General features: G+C 67.6%; 20 protein-coding genes. 9 read left to right on the top strand and 11 right to left on the bottom strand.

Annotation, left to right across the window (positions count from 1 at the left end):
• Positions 1 to 321: sigma-70 family RNA polymerase sigma factor (locus AB0I88_RS11370; protein WP_361021301.1), on the top strand; the 321-nt coding region annotated here is incomplete at its 5' end.
• A 70-nt stretch (positions 322 to 391) separates the two neighbouring features.
• Here AB0I88_RS11370 and AB0I88_RS11375 read toward each other — a convergent pair.
• Together AB0I88_RS11375 and AB0I88_RS11380 are read right to left on the bottom strand one after the other, a co-directional pair.
• Positions 392 to 961, bottom strand: a complete 570-nt coding sequence (locus AB0I88_RS11375; RefSeq protein ID WP_361021303.1) for a general stress protein — start codon at positions 959 to 961, stop codon at positions 392 to 394.
• The gene (locus tag AB0I88_RS11380; protein WP_361021305.1) at positions 958 to 1872 is read right to left on the bottom strand and encodes a phosphatase PAP2 family protein; all 915 of its coding nucleotides are present in this window, start codon (positions 1870 to 1872) and stop codon (positions 958 to 960) included. Before AB0I88_RS11380 ends, AB0I88_RS11375 begins: the two co-directional genes overlap by 4 nt.
• A gap of 124 nt (positions 1873 to 1996) precedes the next feature.
• On the opposite strand from AB0I88_RS11380, the gene gsmA reads away from it, so the two are divergent.
• From gsmA to AB0I88_RS11395, 3 genes are read left to right on the top strand one after another with little or no spacing between them, the layout of a single operon-like run.
• Positions 1997 to 2887, top strand: coding sequence for a sporangiospore maturation cell wall hydrolase GsmA (gsmA, locus tag AB0I88_RS11385; RefSeq protein WP_361021307.1), 891 nt, complete (start codon positions 1997 to 1999; stop codon positions 2885 to 2887).
• Positions 2888 to 2909: 22 nt separating this feature from the next.
• On the top strand, positions 2910 to 4058 hold the full coding sequence (locus tag AB0I88_RS11390) for a CHASE domain-containing protein (RefSeq protein WP_361021309.1): 1149 nt from the start codon (positions 2910 to 2912) through the stop codon (positions 4056 to 4058).
• Positions 4048 to 4245: a hypothetical protein gene (locus AB0I88_RS11395; protein ID WP_361021311.1), complete on the top strand. Its 198-nt coding sequence runs from the start codon at positions 4048 to 4050 to the stop codon at positions 4243 to 4245. Before AB0I88_RS11390 ends, AB0I88_RS11395 begins: the two co-directional genes overlap by 11 nt.
• Before the next feature lie 3 nt (positions 4246 to 4248).
• Here AB0I88_RS11395 and AB0I88_RS11400 read toward each other — a convergent pair whose 3' ends face one another.
• Positions 4249 to 4623, bottom strand: a complete 375-nt coding sequence (locus AB0I88_RS11400) for a response regulator (protein ID WP_361021313.1) — start codon at positions 4621 to 4623, stop codon at positions 4249 to 4251.
• 204 nt (positions 4624 to 4827) lie between these two features.
• Here AB0I88_RS11400 and AB0I88_RS11405 point away from each other — a divergent pair, with 204 nt between their 5' ends.
• The gene (locus tag AB0I88_RS11405) at positions 4828 to 5430 is read left to right on the top strand and encodes a hypothetical protein (protein ID WP_361021616.1); all 603 of its coding nucleotides are present in this window, start codon (positions 4828 to 4830) and stop codon (positions 5428 to 5430) included.
• Positions 5431 to 5444: 14 nt separating this feature from the next.
• Here AB0I88_RS11405 and AB0I88_RS11410 read toward each other — a convergent pair whose 3' ends face one another.
• From AB0I88_RS11410 to AB0I88_RS11440, 7 genes are read right to left on the bottom strand one after another with little or no spacing between them, the layout of a single operon-like run.
• Entirely contained in the window at positions 5445 to 6833 is a 1389-nt protein-coding gene (locus AB0I88_RS11410; protein ID WP_361021315.1) for a polysaccharide biosynthesis tyrosine autokinase, read from the bottom strand.
• The gene (locus tag AB0I88_RS11415) at positions 6815 to 7912 is read right to left on the bottom strand and encodes a hypothetical protein (protein ID WP_361021317.1); all 1098 of its coding nucleotides are present in this window, start codon (positions 7910 to 7912) and stop codon (positions 6815 to 6817) included. The genes AB0I88_RS11410 and AB0I88_RS11415 overlap by 19 nt, the downstream gene beginning before the upstream one ends.
• The gene (locus AB0I88_RS11420) at positions 7905 to 9200 is read right to left on the bottom strand and encodes a hypothetical protein (RefSeq protein WP_361021319.1); all 1296 of its coding nucleotides are present in this window, start codon (positions 9198 to 9200) and stop codon (positions 7905 to 7907) included. Before AB0I88_RS11420 ends, AB0I88_RS11415 begins: the two co-directional genes overlap by 8 nt.
• A gap of 17 nt (positions 9201 to 9217) precedes the next feature.
• A complete protein-coding gene (locus AB0I88_RS11425; protein WP_361021321.1) occupies positions 9218 to 10288 on the bottom strand; it encodes a polysaccharide pyruvyl transferase family protein in 1071 nt (356 codons plus the stop codon).
• Positions 10281 to 11315 (bottom strand): glycosyltransferase family 1 protein, encoded by a 1035-nt coding sequence (locus tag AB0I88_RS11430; protein WP_361021323.1) that lies wholly within the window; start codon positions 11313 to 11315, stop codon positions 10281 to 10283. Before AB0I88_RS11430 ends, AB0I88_RS11425 begins: the two co-directional genes overlap by 8 nt.
• A complete protein-coding gene (locus tag AB0I88_RS11435) occupies positions 11312 to 12355 on the bottom strand; it encodes a glycosyltransferase family 4 protein (RefSeq protein ID WP_361021325.1) in 1044 nt (347 codons plus the stop codon). The genes AB0I88_RS11430 and AB0I88_RS11435 overlap by 4 nt, the downstream gene beginning before the upstream one ends.
• A gap of 1 nt (position 12356) precedes the next feature.
• Positions 12357 to 13664, bottom strand: coding sequence for a sugar transferase (locus AB0I88_RS11440; protein WP_361021327.1), 1308 nt, complete (start codon positions 13662 to 13664; stop codon positions 12357 to 12359).
• A 754-nt stretch (positions 13665 to 14418) separates the two neighbouring features.
• Between AB0I88_RS11440 and AB0I88_RS11445 the strand changes: the two genes are divergently transcribed.
• From AB0I88_RS11445 to AB0I88_RS11460, 4 genes are all read left to right on the top strand, one after another.
• Positions 14419 to 15393 carry an LCP family protein gene (locus AB0I88_RS11445; RefSeq protein WP_361021329.1) on the top strand — a complete coding sequence of 325 codons (975 nt, stop codon included), beginning with the start codon at positions 14419 to 14421 and terminating at the stop codon, positions 15391 to 15393.
• Positions 15394 to 15460: 67 nt separating this feature from the next.
• The gene (gene hrpA / locus AB0I88_RS11450; RefSeq protein WP_361021331.1) at positions 15461 to 19375 is read left to right on the top strand and encodes an ATP-dependent RNA helicase HrpA; all 3915 of its coding nucleotides are present in this window, start codon (positions 15461 to 15463) and stop codon (positions 19373 to 19375) included.
• An 82-nt stretch (positions 19376 to 19457) separates the two neighbouring features.
• Entirely contained in the window at positions 19458 to 19835 is a 378-nt protein-coding gene (locus AB0I88_RS11455; RefSeq protein WP_361021333.1) for a DUF6401 family natural product biosynthesis protein, read from the top strand.
• 74 nt (positions 19836 to 19909) lie between these two features.
• The gene (locus AB0I88_RS11460; RefSeq protein WP_361021335.1) at positions 19910 to 20635 is read left to right on the top strand and encodes a LamG-like jellyroll fold domain-containing protein; all 726 of its coding nucleotides are present in this window, start codon (positions 19910 to 19912) and stop codon (positions 20633 to 20635) included.
• A gap of 105 nt (positions 20636 to 20740) precedes the next feature.
• Here AB0I88_RS11460 and AB0I88_RS11465 read toward each other — a convergent pair whose 3' ends face one another.
• A complete protein-coding gene (locus tag AB0I88_RS11465) occupies positions 20741 to 20980 on the bottom strand; it encodes a hypothetical protein (RefSeq protein ID WP_361021337.1) in 240 nt (79 codons plus the stop codon).
• Positions 20981 to 22175 lie beyond the last annotated feature (1195 nt).

The following is a 22175-nucleotide window of genomic DNA, read 5'->3' on the forward strand; positions in this document are numbered from 1 at the left end:
GACGTCCTCGAAGGCCTCGAAGGCGCCCGCGCCTACAACGCCACCAGCCTCTCCACCCCGATCAGCGCCGACGGCACCACCGAACTCGGCGACACCCTCGGCGGCGAGGACCACGAATACGAGATCGCCGAGACCCGCGTCGCCCTCGGCCCCGCCCTCGCCACCCTCGACGAACGCGAGCAGAAGATCCTCACCCTGCGCTTCTACGGCAACCTCACCCAATCGCAGATCGCCGACCAGATCGGCATCTCCCAGATGCACGTGTCCCGCCTGATCACCAAGGCGCTCACCAAGCTGCGGCGGCAGCTGGCCGAGGTCTGACGGCCCCGGCCCGCTCGCGGCGCCCGGCTCACTCTGGGCGCCGCCCGGCCCGGCTCAGCGGGACTCGGGCTCACTGGGCGCCGCTGGCCTGCCAGTTCAACTGGATGAGCAGGGTCCGTGCCTCGTCGGCCACCTCGGCGTCGGCGTGCACCTCGTACGTGGCGGCCTGCAGCGAGCTGCGCGAGGTGAAGTCCCGGCGGCCGCCGGTGGCGGCGTGCGCGATGGCGCCGAAGATCGCGCCCCAGACCGCGCCGATGATCACCGTGGTGAGCAGCACGGCCGGCCAGCTCGAGTCGCTGAAGAACCCGAAGAACAGGCCGATCAGCAGGCCGAACCACGCCCCGCTGGCGGCACCGGCGCCGGCGGCCCGGCCGGTGGTGAGCCGGCCCAGGACGTTCTCCACCAGGCGCAGGTCGGTGCCGACGATCTTCGTGCGCTCGACTGGGAACCGGTTGTCCGACAGGTGGTCGACGGCCTGCTGGGCGAGCGCGTACTCCGGATAGGTGCCGACCACCACGGTGGCGCCGGTCGCGGCCGCCGCGCTCGTGCCGGTGGTCTGGGCCGGGAGGTCGGGCACCCCGCCGGCCGGGCCGGGCGGAACCGGCGTGGCCGGGGTGGTGCCGTCGGGGGTCGTGGTCATTCAATGCCTCCCTGAACGGGTCCGGACCGGTCCCCGGCGGGTTCGCCGGAGGTGAGCCGGATCCAGACGATGAACGTTGCGGCGGTGACGGCGACGATGCCGGCCACGCCGGTGAGGAACGCGAAACGACCCGAGACCAGGTCCGGGAGGGCGCGTTCGGACAGGGCCACGGACAGCACACCGACCAGGCCGGCCGTGGCGGCGAGAGCGGCGGTCACCGCGAGGATCGCCATGACCAGCCGGTTCGGCAGATGCAGCGGCCGGGTCGGCCCGAACCGGCGCAGGCGTACGCCGAAGACCGCCACCGAACCGCACGCCAGCACGATGAGCAGCGCCGCGAGCACGTCGCCGGGCCGGTGCCACTCGGCCCACACGGTGGCCACCGAGACCACCGCGACGTAGCTGGCGCCGACCAGCCCGACCATGCCGCGCAGTGCCCGCGGAAAGACCAGCACCAGCACGAACGCCGCGGAGGCGGCGGCCGTGGCGTGCCCGCTCGGGAACGAGTTGGGGGCCGGGAAGTCGTCCAGCAGCGGCCGGTCCAGGTGCGATTTGAGCTGCTGGGTGGCGAGATTGGCGGTGACCACCAGGAAGGCGGACGCCACCGCCAGGTCGAGGCGGCGGCGCAGCACACCGAACGCCGCGGCGGCCAGGCACACGACGGCGAGCACCGCGAGGCGGGTGGCGTCGAGCGTACGGCCGAGCACGTCACCGACCCGGGGATGGCGGAAGTCGCCGCCCCGCAGCGCCGCGGTGTCCACCTCCTGGCCCAGCGCGGTCCCCACGAATATCCGGTGCACGACCACCGCCCCGGCCGCGGCGACCACCGCGACCAGCAGCGGAGTGAGGATGTGCCGGACACCGCCGGACGCGGTGCGGGCGGGAGCCGGACGGGACGCGACGGCCGTCATGAGGACCTCCAGGGCTGGCGATGCGCCAAGCCCTTTCCCCGTCACGCCGGTTTCCAAGCACCGCAACGCGACCGCACCCGATCGTGATCTTCCGGCGCAACGGCCGCGCCGCACCTTCGAACCGATGCTGACGGTGACGAAGGGGACTTCACTCATGGGCCACACCACCCGACGACTGCTCACCGGCGCGCTGCTGGTGCTCGCCGCCGGGGCCGGCCCCGGTCTCGCCCCCGGTGCGGCGCACGCCGCCACCGGAGCCGCGCCCCAGACGTCCGTGGCGGGCCGGGTGCGCACCACAGACGGGGCGGTCAACGTCCGGTCCGGCCCGGGCCTGGGCAACGCCGTGGTGCGCCGCATGGCCGACGGCGCGGCCGTGCGACTGGTCTGCGCCGTGCCCGGTGACCGGGTCAGCGGGACGGTCCGGACCTCGGCGCTGTGGGACCGGCTCAGCGACGGGCGGTACATCTCGCACGCGTACGTCGTCTCGGCGACCCTGAGAACCTGCCCGCCGCCCGCGCCCGCCCCGGCCCCCGCCCTGACGCCCGATGAGTTCATCGCCGCGGCCGTTCCGGGAGCACGGAAGAGCTGGCGGGAGTACGGTGTGCCGGCGTCGGTCACCATCGCCCAGGCGATCCTGGAGTCCGGCTGGGGCCGCAGCGGCCTGTCGTCGGTGGACCGCAACTACTTCGGCATCAAGTGCCAGGGCGGCTACCACGGGCCGCACGCCACCGGCTGCCACGTCTACAAGACGACCGAGTGTGACAAGGCCGGGAAGTGCTTCGAGACCTCCGACGCGTTCCGCACCTACGCCTCGATGGCCCGCTCGTTCCGTGACCATGGCCACTTCCTGAAGAACAACAAACGGTACGCTCCGGCGTTCGCTCACACCAAGGACGCGAACAAGTTCATCAGCGCCGTGTGGAAGGCCGGGTACGCCACCGACCCGAACTACGTCGCCAAGGTCACCAAGATTATGACCCGATACGATTTGTACCAGTACGACACGTGGAAGTAACGCCGGGCATACCCTCCCTTACATGGAGGAACACGGAGACGGAACGCGGCGGGCCACCGGTCCGCTGCTCTCCGTCGCCGTGCTGCTGACCGGTCTGATCGCCACCGCCCTGTCCACGGCCGCCCTGTACCAGGCCCAGCGCGGCATCGCCGGCCGGGCGATGGACGAGCGGCACCGGACGGTCCTCGCCGCCGTCCGCGCCGAGATCGAACGGTTCAGCGGCCTGCTCGACAGCGTGGCCGCCGGCATCGCCACCGACGACGAGCTCACCTGGGAGGACTTCGACGTCCTCACCGAGCCACTCACCGCCGCCCGCCCGGCCGGCGCCGCCCCGGTGGCCTTCGTCGTGGCGGCGCCCACCGCGGACGTGGCCGCGGCCGAGCGACTGTGGCGCGGCCGGGGAGCCACCGGCGTCTCCCTCCGCCCGAACCCGGGCAACGGCGAGCACTACCTCACCGTCCTGTCCCGGCCCCTCGACGAGGAGAGCGGGCAGCACCCCCGCACCGGCGCCGACCTGGCCGGCGCCGAACCCGTCGCCACCGCGCTGGAACTGGCCCGCGACACCCACCGGACGACCGTCTCCGACGCGTACGTGCCGGCCCGCGACCGGGACCGGCCGGCCGCCGGGCAACGGTGGGTGGCCTTCGCCTCGCCGGTCTGGACCCGCGCCAACGTCCCCGAATTCCGCGGCTGGGTGGTCTCCGGCCTGCACGGCGGCACCTTCCTCCAGGACATCCTGCGCACCGCCGCCCGGTCCGGCGTCTCCGCCGACCTGATCGCGGTCGACACCGACGGCACCCGCAAGGCGCTCGCCGCCCCGGCCCGGCCCGGCGGCGATCCGGGCCTGCGCCGCACCGGCCGCCTGGAGATCGCCGACCGGCACTGGATCCTGGAGACCCGCGGCGACCTCCGGCACCTGGCCGGCGCCGGCTGGTATCCGCCGATCATCGCGCCGGCCGGCGGCCTGATCCTCACCGGCCTGCTCGCCTGGCTGGTGCACGTGCCGGCCACCGGCCGGGCCGGCGCCCGGGCCGAGCGGCCACCGCCGGGCTGCGCGAGACCGAGGCGGGGAGCCGCCGGCAGGCCGGGCGGCCCGGCGCGATCAAGACCAGCAACAGCGACGGCGTCAGCGCGCCCCCGACGTTACGGAGGAACTCGGGATGACCGGTGAGGAGAACCGCCGACAGCACATGGCGGAGGACGAGGAGGCGATCCGTGCGGCTCTGGAACGGGCCCTCGCCGAACGCGCGGCGATCATGGACGCCGCCCGGCTGCCCGGCCTGGGCGTCCCCGACGAGGAGCCGGGGCCCGGCCGGCCGCTCGCCCCGATGCCGCAGCGCGAACGCCAGGACCGGTAGCCGTCAGACGCCGTCGGAGACGACCCGCGGCAGCAACTGGGCGATCAGCGCCAGCAACTGGGCCGGGGCGAACGGCTTGAGCAGCGTGGCCGAGGCGCCCGCGTCCTCGGCCCGCCCGTCGCCCGGCATCAGCGAGCCGCTGGCCACCACCACCGGGATGTGCCGCAGATCGTCGTCCGCCCGGATCGCCCGGCACAGGTCCAGGCCGGTCATGTGCGGCATGTCCACATCGGTGACCACCAGGTCCGGCCGGTGCTCGCGGATCGCCGCCAGCGCCGTCGCCCCGTCGGCCGCGGCCACGACGTGGTGCCCGGCGCGTTCCAGTGAACGCTTCAGTACGTACCGGATGTCATCGTGATCCTCAGCGACTACGATCACAATCGGCCCCGTCTTCCCACTCGCGCACGTCTGGTCGCTTGGGATACCGACTCAGCCTGGTTCCGGGAAACGGCGGCACAGCCTCCATTTCTTCATTTCTCCGGTACGGGGAAGGCTGCTTCTGTCAGCTCGGATGATCGCCAGGCGATTGTCGCCACCGGCGACTAGCCTCACCTCGGTGGTCGCGTACTCCGTGTGGACATCATGATCTTGATAGGAGGTTTCGACCGGTTGGGCGGCATTCTTCACGTCTGCACGGGTAACCAGGCCCGATCGCCCATCGCCGAGCGGCTCATGATCCACGAGTTCTGGAAGCATTTCGGGCCGGTCGCCCAATCCGTGTGGATAACTAGCGCGGGCACCCACGGCCCGGCCGGCGCCCCGATGCAGCCGCTGGCTGTGGCCGAACTCGAACGGCGCGATGTCGACAGCACGAACTTCCGTTCCCGCTTGCTGGACGGCGTCGAAGCACGCCATGCCCACCTGATCCTTACCGCTACCCGCAAGCACCGCGATCAGGTCGCGAGCGCGGCGCCGGCCGTTCTCCGTGACAAAACCTTCACCTGGCGCGAGCTTGCCTGGCTCCTGAACGGGCTACACGCGGCAGAGCTTCCCGGTCACAACCTGGCGGAGAAAGTCCTCTATCTGCCGGGGTTCGCGTGGCGCCGACGCGGGTATCTCACCCCGCCGGCGCCACATCTCTTCGACGTCGACGACCCGATGGGCGGCACCAAGAAAGACTACCGCCGCGCTGCCACCGAAATCGCCAATGCCATCGACACGATCGTGGCTGCTATGAGCAAATGATCGAGCGGGCGAGTTCAACAGGCTTTCGCCGGCACCGCCTGCTGGTAGTACGCCTCGTATGAGTTGGACTTCTTGGTACGCCGCACGCGATTCGCGACAACTCCCAGAATCGGCGCGCTGGCCACTCGTAGCACCTCTACAGCGGCCTGCAGCTGCTCGTTTCGGGTTCGTCCTACACGTGCGACCAACAGAGCGCCGTCGGTGGCCCTGGCGAGTACCGCCGCGTCCGTTACAGGAAGCAATGGAGGAGAATCGAAGACGACGATCATTCCGGATTCCCGAAGCTGGTGAACCAGCTTCTCCAATTGGCGCGAGCTGAGCAATTCACTGGGGTTCGGTGGAGTTGCTCCGGAGGTCAGAACATAGAGGGGAAGATCTGGCCGCCACTGCTGCATGGCATCGTGCAAGCCAACCTCGCCGAGCAGCACGTTTGACAGGCCGGTAGCGGCAGGAAGAGCGAAGGTATCGGCCAGCGTCGGGCGCCGCAAGTCGGCGTCGATCAGCACCACCGACTGGCCAGCCTGAGCGAGCGTAATGGCGAGGCTGGCGGCAGTCGACGTCTTGCCTTCGTCGGGCAACGCGCTGGTGACCACGAAGCTGCCAATCTGCCGGTCAACGGAGAGGAAGCGGATGTTGGTCCGAAGGTGTCGGAACTCCTCGCCGCGGACGGTGCCGTCAAGGGTCCCAAAGAGTGTGTTGTTCTTACCTGACGGGTTGTCGGATAGGCTCCCGACTACCGGAACATTAATGAGACGGGTGATTGTCTCCCGGCTGCGAATGGTGCGATCGAAATGGTGTCGCAACAGTGCCAGGATCAGGCCGGCGACGATGCCCGCCAACAGGCTGAAAGCGATGTTTAGGCTGGTACGAGGGAGAATCGGGGCCGTCGGCAGGTCAGCGTGCCGGGTGATGGAGATCTTGACGGGTGACAGGCTGCTGCCCGGTGGCGTTTCGATCGCGGCGACCACGTTGCTGAATTGCACGGCCGTAGCCTCTGCGATCCGCTGCGCCACCTCCGGTGATTCGTTTATCACAGTGATATTGATCAATACGGTATTGAGTGGTGATGCCGCATCTATGTTGGTGGCGAGTTCCGTCGGCGTGTATGGAAGCCGTAGGTCGTCGATGACGGTCGTAATGACTTCGGGGCTGTCGACAAAATCGATGTAGGACTTCACTCGCTGCTGAGTGAAGGTGCCACCTTGATTGAGATCGCTGCTGGTGCTGTTGGTTCCGCCGGTCGCCGAGACAAATAGTTGAGCGGTTGAGCTGTACTGCTTCGTGCTGACCAGGGAGTAGGTTATCGCGCCACCCGTAGTGAGCACCATGGCTACCAGGATTACGAGCCACTGCGCTCGTGCGACTCGAAGGTATTCGGTGACCGTCATCGGTGGGCCTTCCATTGATAAATGCCTAGAGAGATTGCTTCGGCGATCAGCAGACCGCCGATGGCGCCGGTGATACCGCCCCAGTGCGCGCCACCGAGGGCGAGAACCAGAGAGATGACCGAGGACACCGCACGAACGCCCAAGACCGTGACCGTCCGTCCTGCGCGGCGCAATGCAGCGAAGGGAAAGGTCGAGATCGCGATGATCAGGCGCCAGCAGACGAGGAGTGCTACACCTAGATGGGAGCTGTAGGTCCAGGCGTCGCCAAAAAGGGTGAACATGATTGGAGCCTGTCCGGCAATGACCACAGCGGTGCCGAAGACTCCGAGGAGACTAAGTGAAACTATGCGGTCAGCGCGGCTGGCGGCGTGTGACAGTAATCGCAGTCGGAGGAAGCCTAGTGCCGGACTCATTAGGCCACCGAGCGAGGTGAGAGCGCGAAAACCGACAGCTGCGAGGGGGCCGAGCACCGATGAGATGGCGACCACCAGGATCGGTTGCACAATACCTGTGACCGCGGTTTCAGCGATCAATGGTGCAGCGACTCGGGCGGGAGCTGGTTGAACAGAGTCGCGTGTCAGCAGGCTGCGGCGCAGTAGCACGGCGGCGAATCCACCGATCGCCAGTACCGCCCAGGCCGATTGCCTGTGCCCGAGGTGTGCGAGCAGCAGGCTGGTCGCGGCGGCGGACAGCACGGTACTGGCCGCGTATGCCTCCATGCGCGCCTGATTCGCTACCACACACACGACTCGGGTCAATTCCAATACCGGATACAACAGGAGGAGGCCGAGAGCGCGCGACAGGGAGGCGGACGAGCCGAGCACGATGATCGCGGCGCCGATCGCGGCGACTGGAAATAGCCAAAATGGAAGACGGATCTCATGTTGAGCTGCCGCTAGGCGGCTTTCGATGAGTGCAGCACCGGTAAGTTGGGCGACATATGCCGACACGGAAAGAGAGAGCGCGACCATTCCCTGATCGGCTGGGGTCATTGTCTGCGCGGCGACGGCCAGGGTCGCAATCGGGATCGCGGCGGAGGCTCCTGAGCCGGCCAGCAGAATGACCGGCCGTGCCGCTTTAGTGAGCTTACTCATCTACCGTCGGCATCCGACGAGCATGCCTGGACCGGTAGATCCAGAGAGCACCCAAAGCGGCAACCACGAACCGTCCCTGGAAATAGTAGGGATACCTCGCCGATTCGAGTGCGGCGATGGTCAGCACGGCCAATAAAGGGACAGCACCAGCAGTGAGCCGATGCAAGCCAGCTTTCCACGCTAGGGTGAGCGCCAGCGTCATGGCGAGGACGATGGCCGAAGCGCCCGGCAGACCCCACTCGGCGAGAAGGGATGGACCCACGCCGACGGTGTTCATTTCGGGGTTCAGATACTGCTCCAGCATCGTGTGGAAGGACGTTGACGGGTCGTAACCGTAGATGGTGGCCGGGCTGATCAGCGAGTCCACGCCCGGAAAGGTCCAGAAGGCCTGTGCCGTGTAAGTGGGGGTAGGAACGTTCGAAATGAGCTCACTTAGATACTCACCGTTTGCTGTGGATGACAGATAGTACGAGAAAAAACGTCCATAGATATAGCTGCCAAAATCTACTGATCCTTCGCGAACTTGGTAGCTCGGCCGGAGCAATTCACCGGCAGCGAACAGTGCGAACGCGCCGACACCCGCCACTATCAGAGCCGGAGCGGAAGCAGAGCGAAGACCCTCGGCGCCTCGACGGATTCGGCGTTTGGCAACCAGGCCGAGCAACGCAGGTATCGCGAGTTCCATGATCGCCAGGCGTTCAGCGTTGAGAAATCCGCGTGCCATTGCTCCCGTTGCGATCACGACGATTGCGGCGATCTCGGGTCGAGTCAATGCGCGATGAACGCTTGAGACGACGAGTGCACAGATGGCCGGGCCGCCGAAAGCGACCAGCGTAGTTATGCCGGCGACCGGTACGAAAGCCGCCCGGCTCGCTTGCAAGGCCCCGTACTCGCTGCTTAGCACGGCCAAAGCAAGCTGAGGTGTCATACCCCGAGCGAAGACGAGTGCGCCGAAGAAAAGGTAAGCCGCGGTTGTCACTCCGGCTAGAAGCCGTGCACGCCACCGAAATAGTTCCGGCTCCACCTCATAGTGGAAGCGGCTTCGGGGCACGATGCACGATGCCAACGCTAGACCGACCACTGCTGCCGCATTCACCACCGCGAGCCGGGCAAGGAAATCGGGTGAAGCTGGTGGCAGACCAGTGACCTCGGTGAACAACTCGTCCGGCGTCAGGGAAACCGCTGCTGTCGGTACGGTCATCGCGATGATCAGTGACAGCGCTGGGTTCAACCAACCAGGCCAGCTCAGCCGATCAGGTTGGACATTGCTGTTTGGCTTGATGCCCATGATCCCTATGCGCGGCGTCATTGGCGTGCCGGGTACACGCCAGCCGTACTGCGCATCACTTCCAGGAGACGGCCACGCGTCGCCGAAATCTCACCGGCGGCCTCGGTGATCGCCTCGTCGTAACGCCTGCGCGCCTCAGGATCCTTCAGAAGCCGGTCGACCTGTTCGGCGACGATCGACGGAGAGAAGTTGAATACGTTGTGCACGTAGTCGCCCAGCCCAAGGTCACCGAAGGCGCCGAAACCCTTACGCTCGTAGGACAGATGAATTACATAGTGTCCAGCACCCATGGCGAGCAGTGCCGCGTGCAGGCGTACCGCCACGACGACTCGTCTGCCACCTGCCGCGCCATGGATCTCTGAGCGTTCGAGAAGGCGGATCGGGCGCAGGGATCCCATGGCTTCGGTGTCGTTGTTGCGACCGGTAGTCGATTGAACGAAGCCATCGAACGGCCGCAGGAGTTCGGCAAGTGCGATCGCATCTTTAGGGACGGTCCCGTCGAATCCTCGCACGGTGTACACCGCCGGCCCAGTGGGCGTGATGTGGGTGCGCTTGATCGCGGCGTTGCGAAGCAGTGCGATGTCGGAGTATCGGGTCACGTTCGGCAGCGACAGTTCGGAGATCGTGCGGTCGTCGCGGGCCATGACTTGACTGACCCTCGACAAGAGTCGGCGCATCGGTGCGCGTGTGCCCATCCGGAACGGGCCGATGGACTGCGGCAGGTATACGGCGCGTGATCCGACTCGTCCTGCCGCGATCAGTTGAGGCAGGTGCACGAGCGCGCACTTGGCAGCCGCAGACGGTCGCCCCATACGCAGGTAACCACCACCGACCCCGACTACGAGGTCGTAGGTACGAAGCCGCGCGAGCTCCCGCAGGGTGGAGGCACGCGGTAGAAGTAGCTTGTTAGGTGCTGTCGAGAAGAGGCGAACGCCGAAGCCCGCGAACGAGTCGGGCTTATGCGCGAATAACGTAATATCGACGTTGGGGCCGAACACCTCGCGGAGCATCGAACAGGTCTCCTGAACGAGGAATCCGTCGCCGATGTTGTCGGCGCTGTACCCATGCAGGATTGCGACCTTAGTCATTGAGAATCTCCTGGTAAACGGCAATGTGTTGGTCGACTGACTTCTCCCAGGAGAAGCTTCGGGCCCACTCCGGACCGGCGGATCGACAGGCTCGGAGGGCGTTTGTATCCTCCAGATACGCGGCGATCTGAGCAGCCATTGATTCCGAGTCCAAGGCAGCCAGGCGAAGCGACGGCCCTGCCACCTCAGCGAGTGAGCCTCGGTCGCTGCAGATCACTGGCGCACCGGCGGCCAGTGCTTCTAGGACCGGGAAACCGAACCCTTCGTAGTGACTCGGAAAGAGGAAGACAGTGCATCGCTGCATCATGGCGATCTTGTCGTTCTCGGTGACGAATCCGAGTCGGGTGACCCAGGGGGATGCTTCGATCTCGCGCAAGATCTCGTCGTAGTTCCATGCTGGCCGCCCGATGATCAGGAGATCCAGTCCGGTGGTGCGGATCTCCGGTCTGCCGAACGCACGAATCAACTCGACGATGTTCTTTCGAGGCTCGAGATTTCCGACGAAGAGAGCGAAGGGCCGGCCTTCGAAGCGGGCGAGTTCTGGACTCAGCTCGACAGGCGAGGCGAACACCTCCGCATCGATTCCGTGCGGGATGGTGCGAATCTGCTCTGACCGGACACCGAAAACTTCCGTGATGTCGGCAGAACTGCTCTCAGAGACGGTGATGAGCCGGTCGGTGTTGCGGATCGCGGCTCCTACCCGGGAACGCCAGATCTGCTCCTGGGCCGGGGTTCGAGCCACTGCTGTCCACCGGCTTGCCACGCCATGCACGGTCACCACGGAACCGGTCCGCGTGCGAATCATCGGGCCTGTGTCGGCGGAGAAATGCAGGACCGAGTGTCTCATTCGGCGTAGTGAGTAGGCATTCTCTGCCGCGGCGGTCAACACCGGATGCGGTAGCGCGGGGATCGTCCCAAGCTGTACACCTCGCCTCGCCAGGCCCTCCCGGATTCGGCGTGTATAGGTTGTGTTGCCCCCGACATGCCGGTTGACGATCCGGTCAGGGTGCAGGATACGCATCTTCATCGTTTCCTCGTGACGTGCTGGTAGAGCTCGGTAAGAGCATCTGCTTGCTGGCCGGTGCTCATCGCGTCTAGCAGTTTGGCCGCGCTGGCCAGTGACGCGGAGCGGGCTGCGGGGACGCTGAGGATCTGCTCCACGTGATCGGCGGCCTGGGACACGTCGATAGCCTTGGTCAGCGGGAGTCCAGCGAACGCGTCAATGTCGCGGACAACAACGGGCAATCCTGACGCCGCAGCGTCGAGCACGCTGATTGGAAAACCTTCTGCGGCCGCGGAGTGCAGGTAAAGATCGCTGCTGGCGAGTCTCCGGGCCATTGTCGCCTGATCCAACCAGCCAGTGACCTGTGCACCCACCTCCTTGAGAGCATCCGCGAACGACTGGCCGGTGCCGCCACCGATCCACTGGAACCGGACGTGTGGGCGGCGAGCCCGTACTCGCCGTGCCACCTCCGCAAAGAAAAGAGGGTCTTTCTGTGGGCTCAGTCGGCCTATCATGCTGACCACCGGAGACACGGAAACCGACGGTGCCGGCGGCCGGGCCATGACGCTGGGGCGGTTCGGGACCATGACAACGTGGGCTTTGGACCGCCCGACGACTCCCAGAGCGAGCCGCTTCTCGTGGGGCGAGACCGCCACGATGGCTGAGGCCCTGGGGGCCAAAACCGACTCCACCATCCGTGCTGCTTTCCGCTGTGCGGAGGGAACGCTGGGATTGACGAAGCCGAAGCAATGCGGTTGATAGACCACCGGCACGCCGAGGCGCGAAAGCCGTGTGTAGATACCGGCCCAACTAGAATGAGCGTGCACGACGTCGGGCTGGAGCCGCTGCACGGCTCTCATGACTGCATGGATTCGCGCGGTCGTACCTTCAGGGAGCAGGTGGGAACTCCGGAAGTCGGCTGGCGAACACGGATCCTCGTCGGCATGCCACAAAAGGTGGTGTTCGTGCTCGGGGAGCCCGGCGACCATCTGATTGATCACTGCGCCCGTACCCGCTGAGTAACACTCGGTGACATGAAGGATTCGTAGGCTGCGATCGGCCACGTCAGCGGCCTCCGGCGGTGAGGACTTCGGTCAGGGTGCGGACGATGATCTTCATGTCGAGCCAGAGCGACCAGTTCTCGATGTAGAAGTTGTCGAAGCGAGCACGATCGCTGATCGGGGTGTCCCCGCGAAGTCCGCTGACCTGGGCAAGGCCGGTGAGGCCGACCGGCACGCGGTGCCGGCGGGCGTAGTGCGGATGGGCCGCGGAGAATTCGGCCACGAAGTGCGGCCGCTCGGGGCGAGGGCCGACGATGGTCATGTCACCACGCAGGATGTTCCAGAGCTGGGGAAGCTCGTCGAGGGAGGTGCGGCGCAGGAACCGGCCGACCGGGCCGACCCGATCGTCCTGGGCGATGGACCAGGTGGTCTGTGAGTCGGCCTCGTCACGGGGGCGCATCGAACGGAACTTCAGCACCTCGAAGTGGACGCCGTAACGGCCGACCCGGACCTGTCGGAACAGGACTCCAGGACCGCCCTCGAGGCGTACGGCGGCGGCGCAGGCCAGGAGGACCGGGCTGAGCATGATGACCGCGATCGTGCTCAGGAACACGTCGAATGTCCGCTTCAAACGCCAGCGCCAACCGTCGAGTTCCGGCGGCCGCACCCGTACGACGGGAATGGCGCCGATATGGTCCCTGAGCCGATGGCGAACCGGGAAACGGCGCATGCGGGGCACGACGAAGACGTGGTGGGTCCGTCCGATGGAGGCTTCGAGCACGTCCGCGAAAAGGTCCTCGGGGACGTTGGGGTCGGCGACCACGATCACCGTGGCCCGGTGCAGGTCCAGTACCCGGGCCAGTTCGGTCACGTCACCGATGCGCCGCAGGCCGATTCCGGGATCGTTCTCATCACCCGGCTCGTCCAGGTAGCCGACCGGCCGCAGGCCGTAGACCGGATCCCGGCTCAGTGCCTGTGCCAGGTCGGCGGCGATCGGGCCGCTGCCTACCAGGACCGCGCGGTGGCCGACTCGGCCGTTCTTGCGCGCGAGCCGGATGCACAGGTAGGTGACCATGCGGCCGCCGACGAGGAGCAGGATCGCCAGCGCGGCCGAGCGCAGCAGCGACTCGACGGTGTTGACCGTGTTCTCGGTGTGGCGTAGCGCGGTGACACCGGCTACCAGGGCGACAGCGATCAGCACCCGGCTCGCCAGCGTGGGAAGGTCGTCCAGGAAGGACAGGTGCAGGCGGGGCCCGTAGAGGCCGGCGGCGGTGAACAACCCGACCGTGGCGATGGCGAATACCACCAATGCGCGCAGATGGGTAGGGCTGAACGGAATGAGGATCGACAGCGACAGGATGTCAGCGATCAAGATTATCGACCATGCGGGCACTGAGTTGCGTGTGCCCGATTCTTCCCGGTGTACGGAAGAAATGGCCGTGTACTGCGCCCCGGACACGCCGCCTCCATAGTCATCGTCAGTTATCACGGGAATTTCTCGTTCACCCGTGGCGAGGGCCAAACATTAGGCAGCGGCTAAGTCGGCTGAATCATCCGTTCGGGCGGCGGCCCTTCCCAGCGGTTCAGAAACGGACGAACTCGACTTAAGAGATAGGGAGTGCCTCGGGTTGCGGGGCGGGCAGAATTCCGGCGATCAATACGCCGGTTTTGGGGTTCGGATTCGGACATCGGGGATGTCGGCCGGACTCGGATCCGGCAGCTCTCGCCCTTTGCGAGCCGAGGTGACTTGAATCTCATCGGTTGCTCTCCGTATTCTTTCGCCCGCTCACAGTGGTGGAGTGTGCCGCACTGGGCGGGTTTTGCTCACTCTCTGTGTCTGGCTCTGTTGGTCACGTTGGTTGGGCGGCGAGCGGGCGGAGGCAATGCGGTATTAGGTCATGGTTCAAGTCTTTGCGCCGCTCTGGAGAGATATGCGCTGCTCGTCCGCTCGGGTGGCAAGGGTGACCGAAAAGAGGATGCTCGCGGCTTGACCATTTCTCGGGCCAGCCGTGAAGGTGTTGCGAGTGGAATCAGATCTGGATCTCGGCGAGAAGCCCGGGAAAAGCGAACCGGCTCACCGGCAGGGGCGATTCGGGGCAATGCCGGGTTGGAAGAAAGCGCTCCTCATGCTTGGCGTGCTACTACTCGTGATGGCCGGTGGACTGGCCGGGGGTGGCTATTTCCTCGTGAGCCGTTACGAGGGCAAGGTGGAACGGGCCGATCTGATGCCGTCCGTGCCGCCCGAGGAAGCGGCGCGGAGTGAGCAGAACTGGGAGTCGGGGGCGCTCAACCTCCTGCTGCTCGGGTCGGACTCCCGGGCCGAGGAGACCGGTGGGGACAGCCCGATCGGGGAACGCTCGGACACCATCATGCTGGTGCACATCGCGAGGAGCCGGGACAAGGCGGCGATCATTTCGATTCCGCGGGACAGCTACGTCGACGTGCCGGCCGGTGGCAGTTGGACGGGTGGCAAGAACAAGATCAACGCGGCTTTCGCCTTCGGTGGGGCGGCGCTGACCGCCAAGACGGTGCGGCAGCTCACCGGGGTGACTCTGGACGGGGCGATGATCGCCAACTTCGCCAGCATCCGGGACATGGTCGACGCGGTGGACGGGGTCAACGTCTGCGTGCCGTACGACGTGCGCTCCACCTTCTCCGACAAGGTGTGGAAGCAGGGCTGCCACGACCTCGACGGCGGCCAGGCCGAGGAGTTCATGCGGCAGCGCTACGAGGTGCCGGGCGGCGACTTCGGGCGGATGTACAACCAGCAGCTGGTGGTGAAGGCGGTCATCGCCAAGGTGTCCAGGAGCGGGGCACTCAGCGACCCGCTGGCGCTCGACGGGCTGGTCAGCCTGGTGGCCGACTCGCTCACCGTGGATCGGGACCTGGAACTCCGGGATCTGGCATTCGCGGTGAAGGGCATCAAACCTTCGGCCATCTCGTACGCCACCGTGCCGTACACCAACGCGGGCCTGCGGACTTCCGCCGGGAGCGCGGTGAAGCTCGACGCGAAGAAGTCGGCCGCGATGTTCACCGCGATCAAGGACGACACCATCGACCAGTGGCTCGCCGCCAACCCGCAAAAGGCGCCGGGAAGCTGAGAGCACGCGTGAGGGCGGCGTTAATCACCAGGCGTTTCCGGCCGGTTGTGCCTATCCTTGCTCCGCCATGTCGATAACGCCTGTCTCCTCGCTGCGTAGCCGGATCGCCGAGTTGTTGCCCCGTGACCAGCGGCGGCTTCAGCGCCGCCTCGACGGGACCCGCCGGATCCGTGACGACGCCGCCCGTTCCACCGTGCTCGCCGAGATCGAGACCGAGGTGGAGCGGGCCCGGCTGCGGTTGGAGAGCCGGATCGCCTCGATGCCGCGGATCACCTACCCCGAGGGGCTGCCGGTCAGCGCCCGCAAGGACGACATCGCCGACGCCATCCGGGACCACCAGGTCGTCGTGGTGGCCGGGGAGACCGGCTCCGGCAAGACCACCCAGATCCCCAAGATCTGCCTGGAGCTGGGGCGCGGCGTCCGTGGTCAGATCGGCCACACCCAGCCGCGCCGGATCGCCGCCCGCACGGTGGCCGAGCGGATCGCCGAGGAGCTGGACCGGCCGCTGGGGTCCACGGTCGGCTACAAGGTGCGGTTCACCGACCAGGTGAGCGACGACACCATGGTCAAGGTGATGACCGACGGCATCCTGCTGGCCGAGATCCAGAACGACCGGATGCTGTACCGGTACGACACGCTGATCATCGACGAGGCCCACGAGCGCAGCCTCAACATCGACTTCATCCTCGGCTACCTGCGCGAACTGCTGCCGAAGCGGCCCGATCTCAAGCTGGTCATCACCTCGGCGACGATCGAGACCGGGCGGTTCGCCGCCCACTTCGCCGGCGCGGACGGCAAGCCCGCCCCGGTGATCGAGGTGTCCGGGCGGACCTACCCGGTCGAGGTGCGCTACCGGCCGCTGGTCACCACCGCGGTGATCGAGGACGACGAGGTCCGCGAGGAGCCGATCGACCAGATCGACGGCATCGCGGCCGCCGTCGACGAGCTGCCCCGCGACGGCGACATCCTGGTCTTCCTCTCCGGCGAGCGGGAGATCCGGGACACCGCCGACGCGCTGAACAAGAAGGATCTGCGCGGCACCGAGGTGGTCCCGCTCTACGGGCGGCTCAGCGCGGCCGAGCAGCACCGGGTCTTCGAGCGGCACAGCGAGCGCCGGATCGTGCTCGCCACCAACGTCGCGGAGACCTCCCTCACGGTGCCCGGCATCAGATATGTGATCGACCCCGGCACCGCCCGGATCAGCCGCTACTCGCACCGGCTCAAAGTGCAGCGCCTGCCCATCGAACCGGTTTCGCAGGCCAGCGCCAACCAGCGCAAGGGCCGCTGCGGCCGGACCTCCGACGGCATCTGCGTCCGGCTCTACTCGGAAGAGGACTTCGAGCAGCGGCCGGAGTTCACCGAGCCGGAGATCCTGCGGACCAACCTGGCCAGCGTCATCCTCCAGATGACCAACCTGGGTCTCGGCGATCTGCAGAGGTTCCCGTTCATCGACCCGCCGGACCGGCGCAACATCACCGACGGTGTCAAGCTGCTCGAGGAACTCGGCGCGCTCGACGACCGCAAGCTCACACCGCTCGGCCGGCAGCTCGCCCAGCTGCCGGTCGACCCCCGGCTGGCCCGCATGGTGATCGAGGCCGACCGGCAGGAATGCCTCGCCGAGGTCATGGTGATCGCGGCCGCCCTGTCGATCCAGGACCCGCGTGAGCGGCCCGCCGACAAACAGCAGCAGGCCGACGAGAAGCACGCCCGGTTCACCGACAAGGAATCGGACTTCTTCAGCTACCTCAACCTGTGGCGCTATCTGCGGGAGAAACAGCAGGAGCTGTCCGGCAACCAGTTCCGCCGGCTCTGCCGCAGCGAATTCCTGAACTATCTGCGGGTCCGTGAGTGGCAGGACATCTACGCGCAGCTGAAACAGGTCACGCGTACGCTCGAGCTGTCTTTGAAAGAGGATTGGGAAGCGGGAGTCGCGGCACAACCGGTGCACACCGCTCTGCTCGCGGGTCTGCTCAGCCACATCGGCATGAAAGACCAGGAGAAACGCGAGTACATCGGTGCCCGCGGCGCGAAGTTCGCGGTCTTCCCCGGTTCCGCGCTGTTCAAGCGGCAGCCCCGCTGGGTGATGTCCGCCGAATTGGTGGAGACCAGCCGGCTGTGGGGCCGGGTGAATGCCCGGATCGAGCCGGAATGGGCCGAGAAACTCGCTCCGCACCTGGTCAAACGTAGTTACAGCGAGCCGCACTGGGACCGCAGGATGGGCGCGGTGATGGCTTTCGAGAAGGTGACCCTCTACGGGCTGCCGATCGTGCCGCGCCGTCGCGTCGGATACGGCCGGGTCGATCCGGTGGTGTCGCGTGAACTGTTCATCCGGCACGCACTGGTCGAAGGCGACTGGGAGACCCACCACAAGTTCTTCAACGAGAACCGGCGGCTGCTCGAGAAGATCACCGAGATCGAGAACCGGGCCCGCCGCCGCGACATCGCCGTCGACGACGAGACGGTGTACGCGCTTTACGACGCCCGGATCCCCGCCGAGGTCGTCTCCTCCCGCCATTTCGACGGCTGGTGGAAGAAAGCGCGGGTGGAGACCCCGGATCTGCTCACCTTCACCCGCGACGATCTGGTCAACGCCGGGCGGGACACGGTCGACCCCCACCAGTTCCCGGACGCGTGGCTGGCGAGCGGGGTGAAACTGCCGCTGTCCTATTCCTTCGAGCCGAACTCGCCGGCCGACGGGGTCACCGTGCGGGTGCCGCTCGACCTGATCAACAAGATCGATCCGGACGACTTCGGCTGGTCGGTGCCGGGTTTCCGCAAGGACGTGGTGATCGCCCTGATCCGGGCCCTGCCCAAGCATCTGCGCACCAGCTTCGTACCGGTGCCGGACTGGGCCGAGGCCGTCCTCGACCGGGTGCCGGTGCGCCGTGGGCCGCTGCCCGACGCCATCGGCAACGAACTGCGGCGGCTCACCGGGACCGTGGTGCCGCGCGACGCGTGGCGGCCCGGCCAGGTTCCCGAGCATCTGCGGATGAACTTCCGGATCGTCAACGAGGCCGGCGAGATCGTCGCCGAGGGCCGCGATCTCGACGTGCTGCGTAAGCAGCTCGCGCCCAAGGTGCGGGCCACCATCTCCCGGGCGGCCGGCAACCTGGAGCGGCGCGGGATCACCGTCAATGACTTCGGCGTGCTGCCCCGGCGGGTCGCCCAGGTGCGCGGCGGCTACGAGGTCAACGTCTGGCCGGCGCTCGTCGACGAGGGCGACAGCGTGGCCGTCCGGGTCTTCGAGGACGAGGCGTCGCAGCGGGTCGCCATGATCGCCGGCACCCGGCGGTTGCTGCTGCTCACGCTGCCGCCCGCCGCGCGGTTCCTCCAGGGGCGGCTCGACAACCGGGCCAAACTCGAACTGTCGCGGGCCAACCCGTACCGGTCGATCGCCGACCTGCTCGACGACTGCGCCGGTGCGGCCGTGGACCGGCTCGTCGCCGAGGCCGGGGGACCGGTGTGGTCGTCGGTCGAGTTCGCGTCGCTGCGCGACACCGTGCGGGAGGATCTCGTCGACGCGGTCGCCAACCTGGTCACCCAGGTGCGTGCGGTGCTCGCCACGGCGTACGACGTGGAGCAGCGCCTCAAACAGTTGCGCGACCCGCAGCTGCTCCCCGCCCTGGCCGACATCCGGCAGCAGCTCAAAGGCCTGGTCCACCCCGGTTTCGTGACCGAGACCGGATGGCGCCAGTTGCACCAGATGCCCCGCTACCTGCGCGGCATCGTGTACCGGCTGGACCGGCTCGGTGGCGGCCTGCCCCGGGACCGGCAGCTCACCACCCAGATCCACGAGATCGAGTCGGAGTACCGCGAACTGCGGGCCTCGGTGTCACCGGGCGGTCCCGCGGAGGAGGGGCTCCGGGAGATCCGCTGGATGATCGAGGAGCTGCGGATCAACTACTTCGCGCAGACCCTCGGTACGGCGTACCCGGTCTCCGACAAGCGCGTCTACCGGGCCATGGACGCGCTTGCCGTGTAGCCGGTCGCCGCGCGGTGGCGCTTGGGGTGCTAACCGGTTACCCCCCTGTTCACGCAGTTCACGGCCCTCTAGCGTCGTCGGCATGACGAACGAGAACCTCGCCTTCGCCGCCACGTCGACCGCCGCCGTCCGCCCCGCCGGGATCTACCTCGACGAGATGATGGCCCGCGTCGGGGTGGACGGCCTGGCCGCCGCGTTCGCCGAGCCCGCCCTGCTCGCCAAGATCGACCAGCATGCCGCGGCGGTCCGTGACGCGCTGCACGACGCCGGACGGACCACCGACGCGGAGGGTCTGGCGGCGTACGCCCGGGCGATCGCGGCCGGCGCGGTCCGGGCGGGCCGGCCGCTGCCGGAGCCGGGTTTCGCCCCGGTCGCCGTGGCCGAGTGGCTGGCCGCGGGGTTCCCGCTGCTGCGCGTGGTGGCGGTCTGCATGATCGCCGAGTCGGAGTGCCTTCTCTGAAGGACGACCCCCATCCGATCTACATTTTCCACCAGAGATCGCAACAAAACGGATTTTAGGCCATCTTTCATGACATGAAGATGTTCGCGGCACTGTCCGCCGTTCTCCTCGCGCCGCTGTTCGGCGCTCCGGCCTTCGCTGCCGAAGACCCTGCCGGTCCCGCGCTCGTCGCCCGTTACACCTTCGACGGCGGCGCCACCGCCGGCAAGGTCAACGACCTGTCCGGCCGCGGTGGCCAGCTCACCATCCGCGGCGCCAACAACGGCCAGATCGCCATCATGACCCAGGGCGCCGGTCGCTTCGCCTCCTTCCCCGGCATCTGCGCCGCCAACGCTCCCACCTGCGCCAAGGCGCTCTTCGAGGCGCCCGACGACGCCGACCTCGACCCCGGCACCCGCAACTTCCGGTGGGCGGCCAGCGTCCGGCTCACCTCCGCCCAGATCAGCGGCAACGCCAACGTCATGCAGAAGGGCGTCGCCACCGCCGACAGCCAGTGGAAGCTGCAGATCGGCAAGACCGGCCGCGCCCAGTGCGTCATCGTGGCCCGCGGCACCGGGCAGTCCTTCGTCGCCCGCTCGGCCCGCCCCGTGGCCGACGGCAACTGGCACCGTGTCGTCTGCGAACGCGCCGGCTCCACCCTGGCCATCTCCGTCGACGGCGTCGCCGGCGCCAAGACCACCCTGCCGACCACGGCGGCCGTCGACAACAACCTGCCCATGCGCATCGGCGGACCGAACTTCGCCAAGGACAGCGACATGTATCACGGCCAGATCGACGACGTCTACGTACAGCTCGGCTGACCCGTACCCGGCGACAGCGACGGGCCCGGCACCGGATCACTCCGGCGCCGGGCCCGCGCTCTCTCCTCCCGGTACGACCGGGGCGTGGTCGCCTGCGGCCGCGGCTCAGCTACGACGGAACGCGTAGGAACGCCCACCCGACGACTGGCTCGCGCGGCCGGAGCGGGCGCGGCCGGAACGATCCCGGGCGGCCTGGCGGGCGTCCCGGGCTCCGTGGTGTGCGGCGACCTGGTCGGCCGATTCGTCAGCGCCGTCGGTGGAAGTCGCCGGGCGCAGAGCGGCGGCGATGTCCCGCTGGGCGATCTCGTCCAGGTTCAGATGCACGGAAAACGGTTTGGCAGGCAAAACGACCTCCTTGCGGCTCCGCTGGGGAGCGGACGGACCACGCCTCCCGCGTCGGAAAGGACGTGGCCGGAAACGAACGGCCTCGCCCGAAGGCGGCGGCCGGATCAGCGGCGAAGAGCCCGGCAGGTGCGAAACCCTCACCGGACGTGCCGGAAACCCGGAGGCATCGTGATCCCGCGACGAAGGCGTGACGACTCCCCTCCGGCCGTTTCCGGCGCACGGAGACAACGCGGCCTGAGTGCCACACCAGCACGGAGCGGCGGGCGGCAGGCGGCGGTCGGGACGGCATCACAGCATGAAGCTCACGCTAACCGGCACCCTCACCCCGCGCCACCCATTTATCTCGTACGCCCGGAGCACCCCGAACCGGCTGACTACCAGCGCTGATGCTGATGGCCGATTGTTCTCCGTGCCTTCCCGCGGCCGGTAGGTGCCGACCGGCGCGCACGTGAGGCTCTGCGTGGTCGTTCACGGGTGTCACAGCGGTGGTCCGGGCACACGCTCGGTGCGCTGTGCGCGCCCACCCCCTGTCCGGCGCGGGCGTGCAGGCGGGCGGGCGGGCACAGCGCCGCACCGACGGTTTGTGCCCCGAGCACCGCTGTGACACTCGTCAACGACCACACAGGCCCTGCGTGCGTGCCGAATCGCTCGGCCCCGTCTGCCCGCCGGGCGTTCGGCCCCGTCTGCCCGCCGGGCGGGCGCCCACAGCGCCCCGACGGTACGCCCTGGCACCCCGGCATCCTGGCACCCCGGCGTCCTGGCACCCCGGCGTCCTGGCACCCCGGCGTCCTGGCACCCCGGCGTCCTGTTGTCCTGGCGCCCCGGCGTCCTGTTGTCCTGGCGCCCCGGCGTCCTGTTGTCCTGGCGCCCCGGCGTCCTGTCGTCCTGTCGTCCTGGCGCCCCGGCGTCCTGGCGTCCCGGGTGATGTGTGCTCGGAGAACGTGACACCCGTGGTGGGTGTGACGACACCCGTTGCGGGTGTCACGTCTGCGGAACACAGATAGCCGTGATCGGTGTCCCGTCTCCCCGGACGGGGACTCGTCTCCGCGTCCGCTGCCAGCCGGTGAACGTGGCGGTGATGGCGTGCGATGGCCGGCCGATGCCACACGGCGGAGTTCACGGGGCAGCGGCAACGGCGATCGCCGAGGAGCCATCACCGGCCGGCCGGGTCGCTTCGCCGGTCCTGCCCAGCGAC

Origin of the sequence: Actinoplanes sp. NPDC049802 (assembly GCF_040656595.1) — a bacterium.
GTDB lineage: Bacteria > Actinomycetota > Actinomycetes > Mycobacteriales > Micromonosporaceae > Actinoplanes.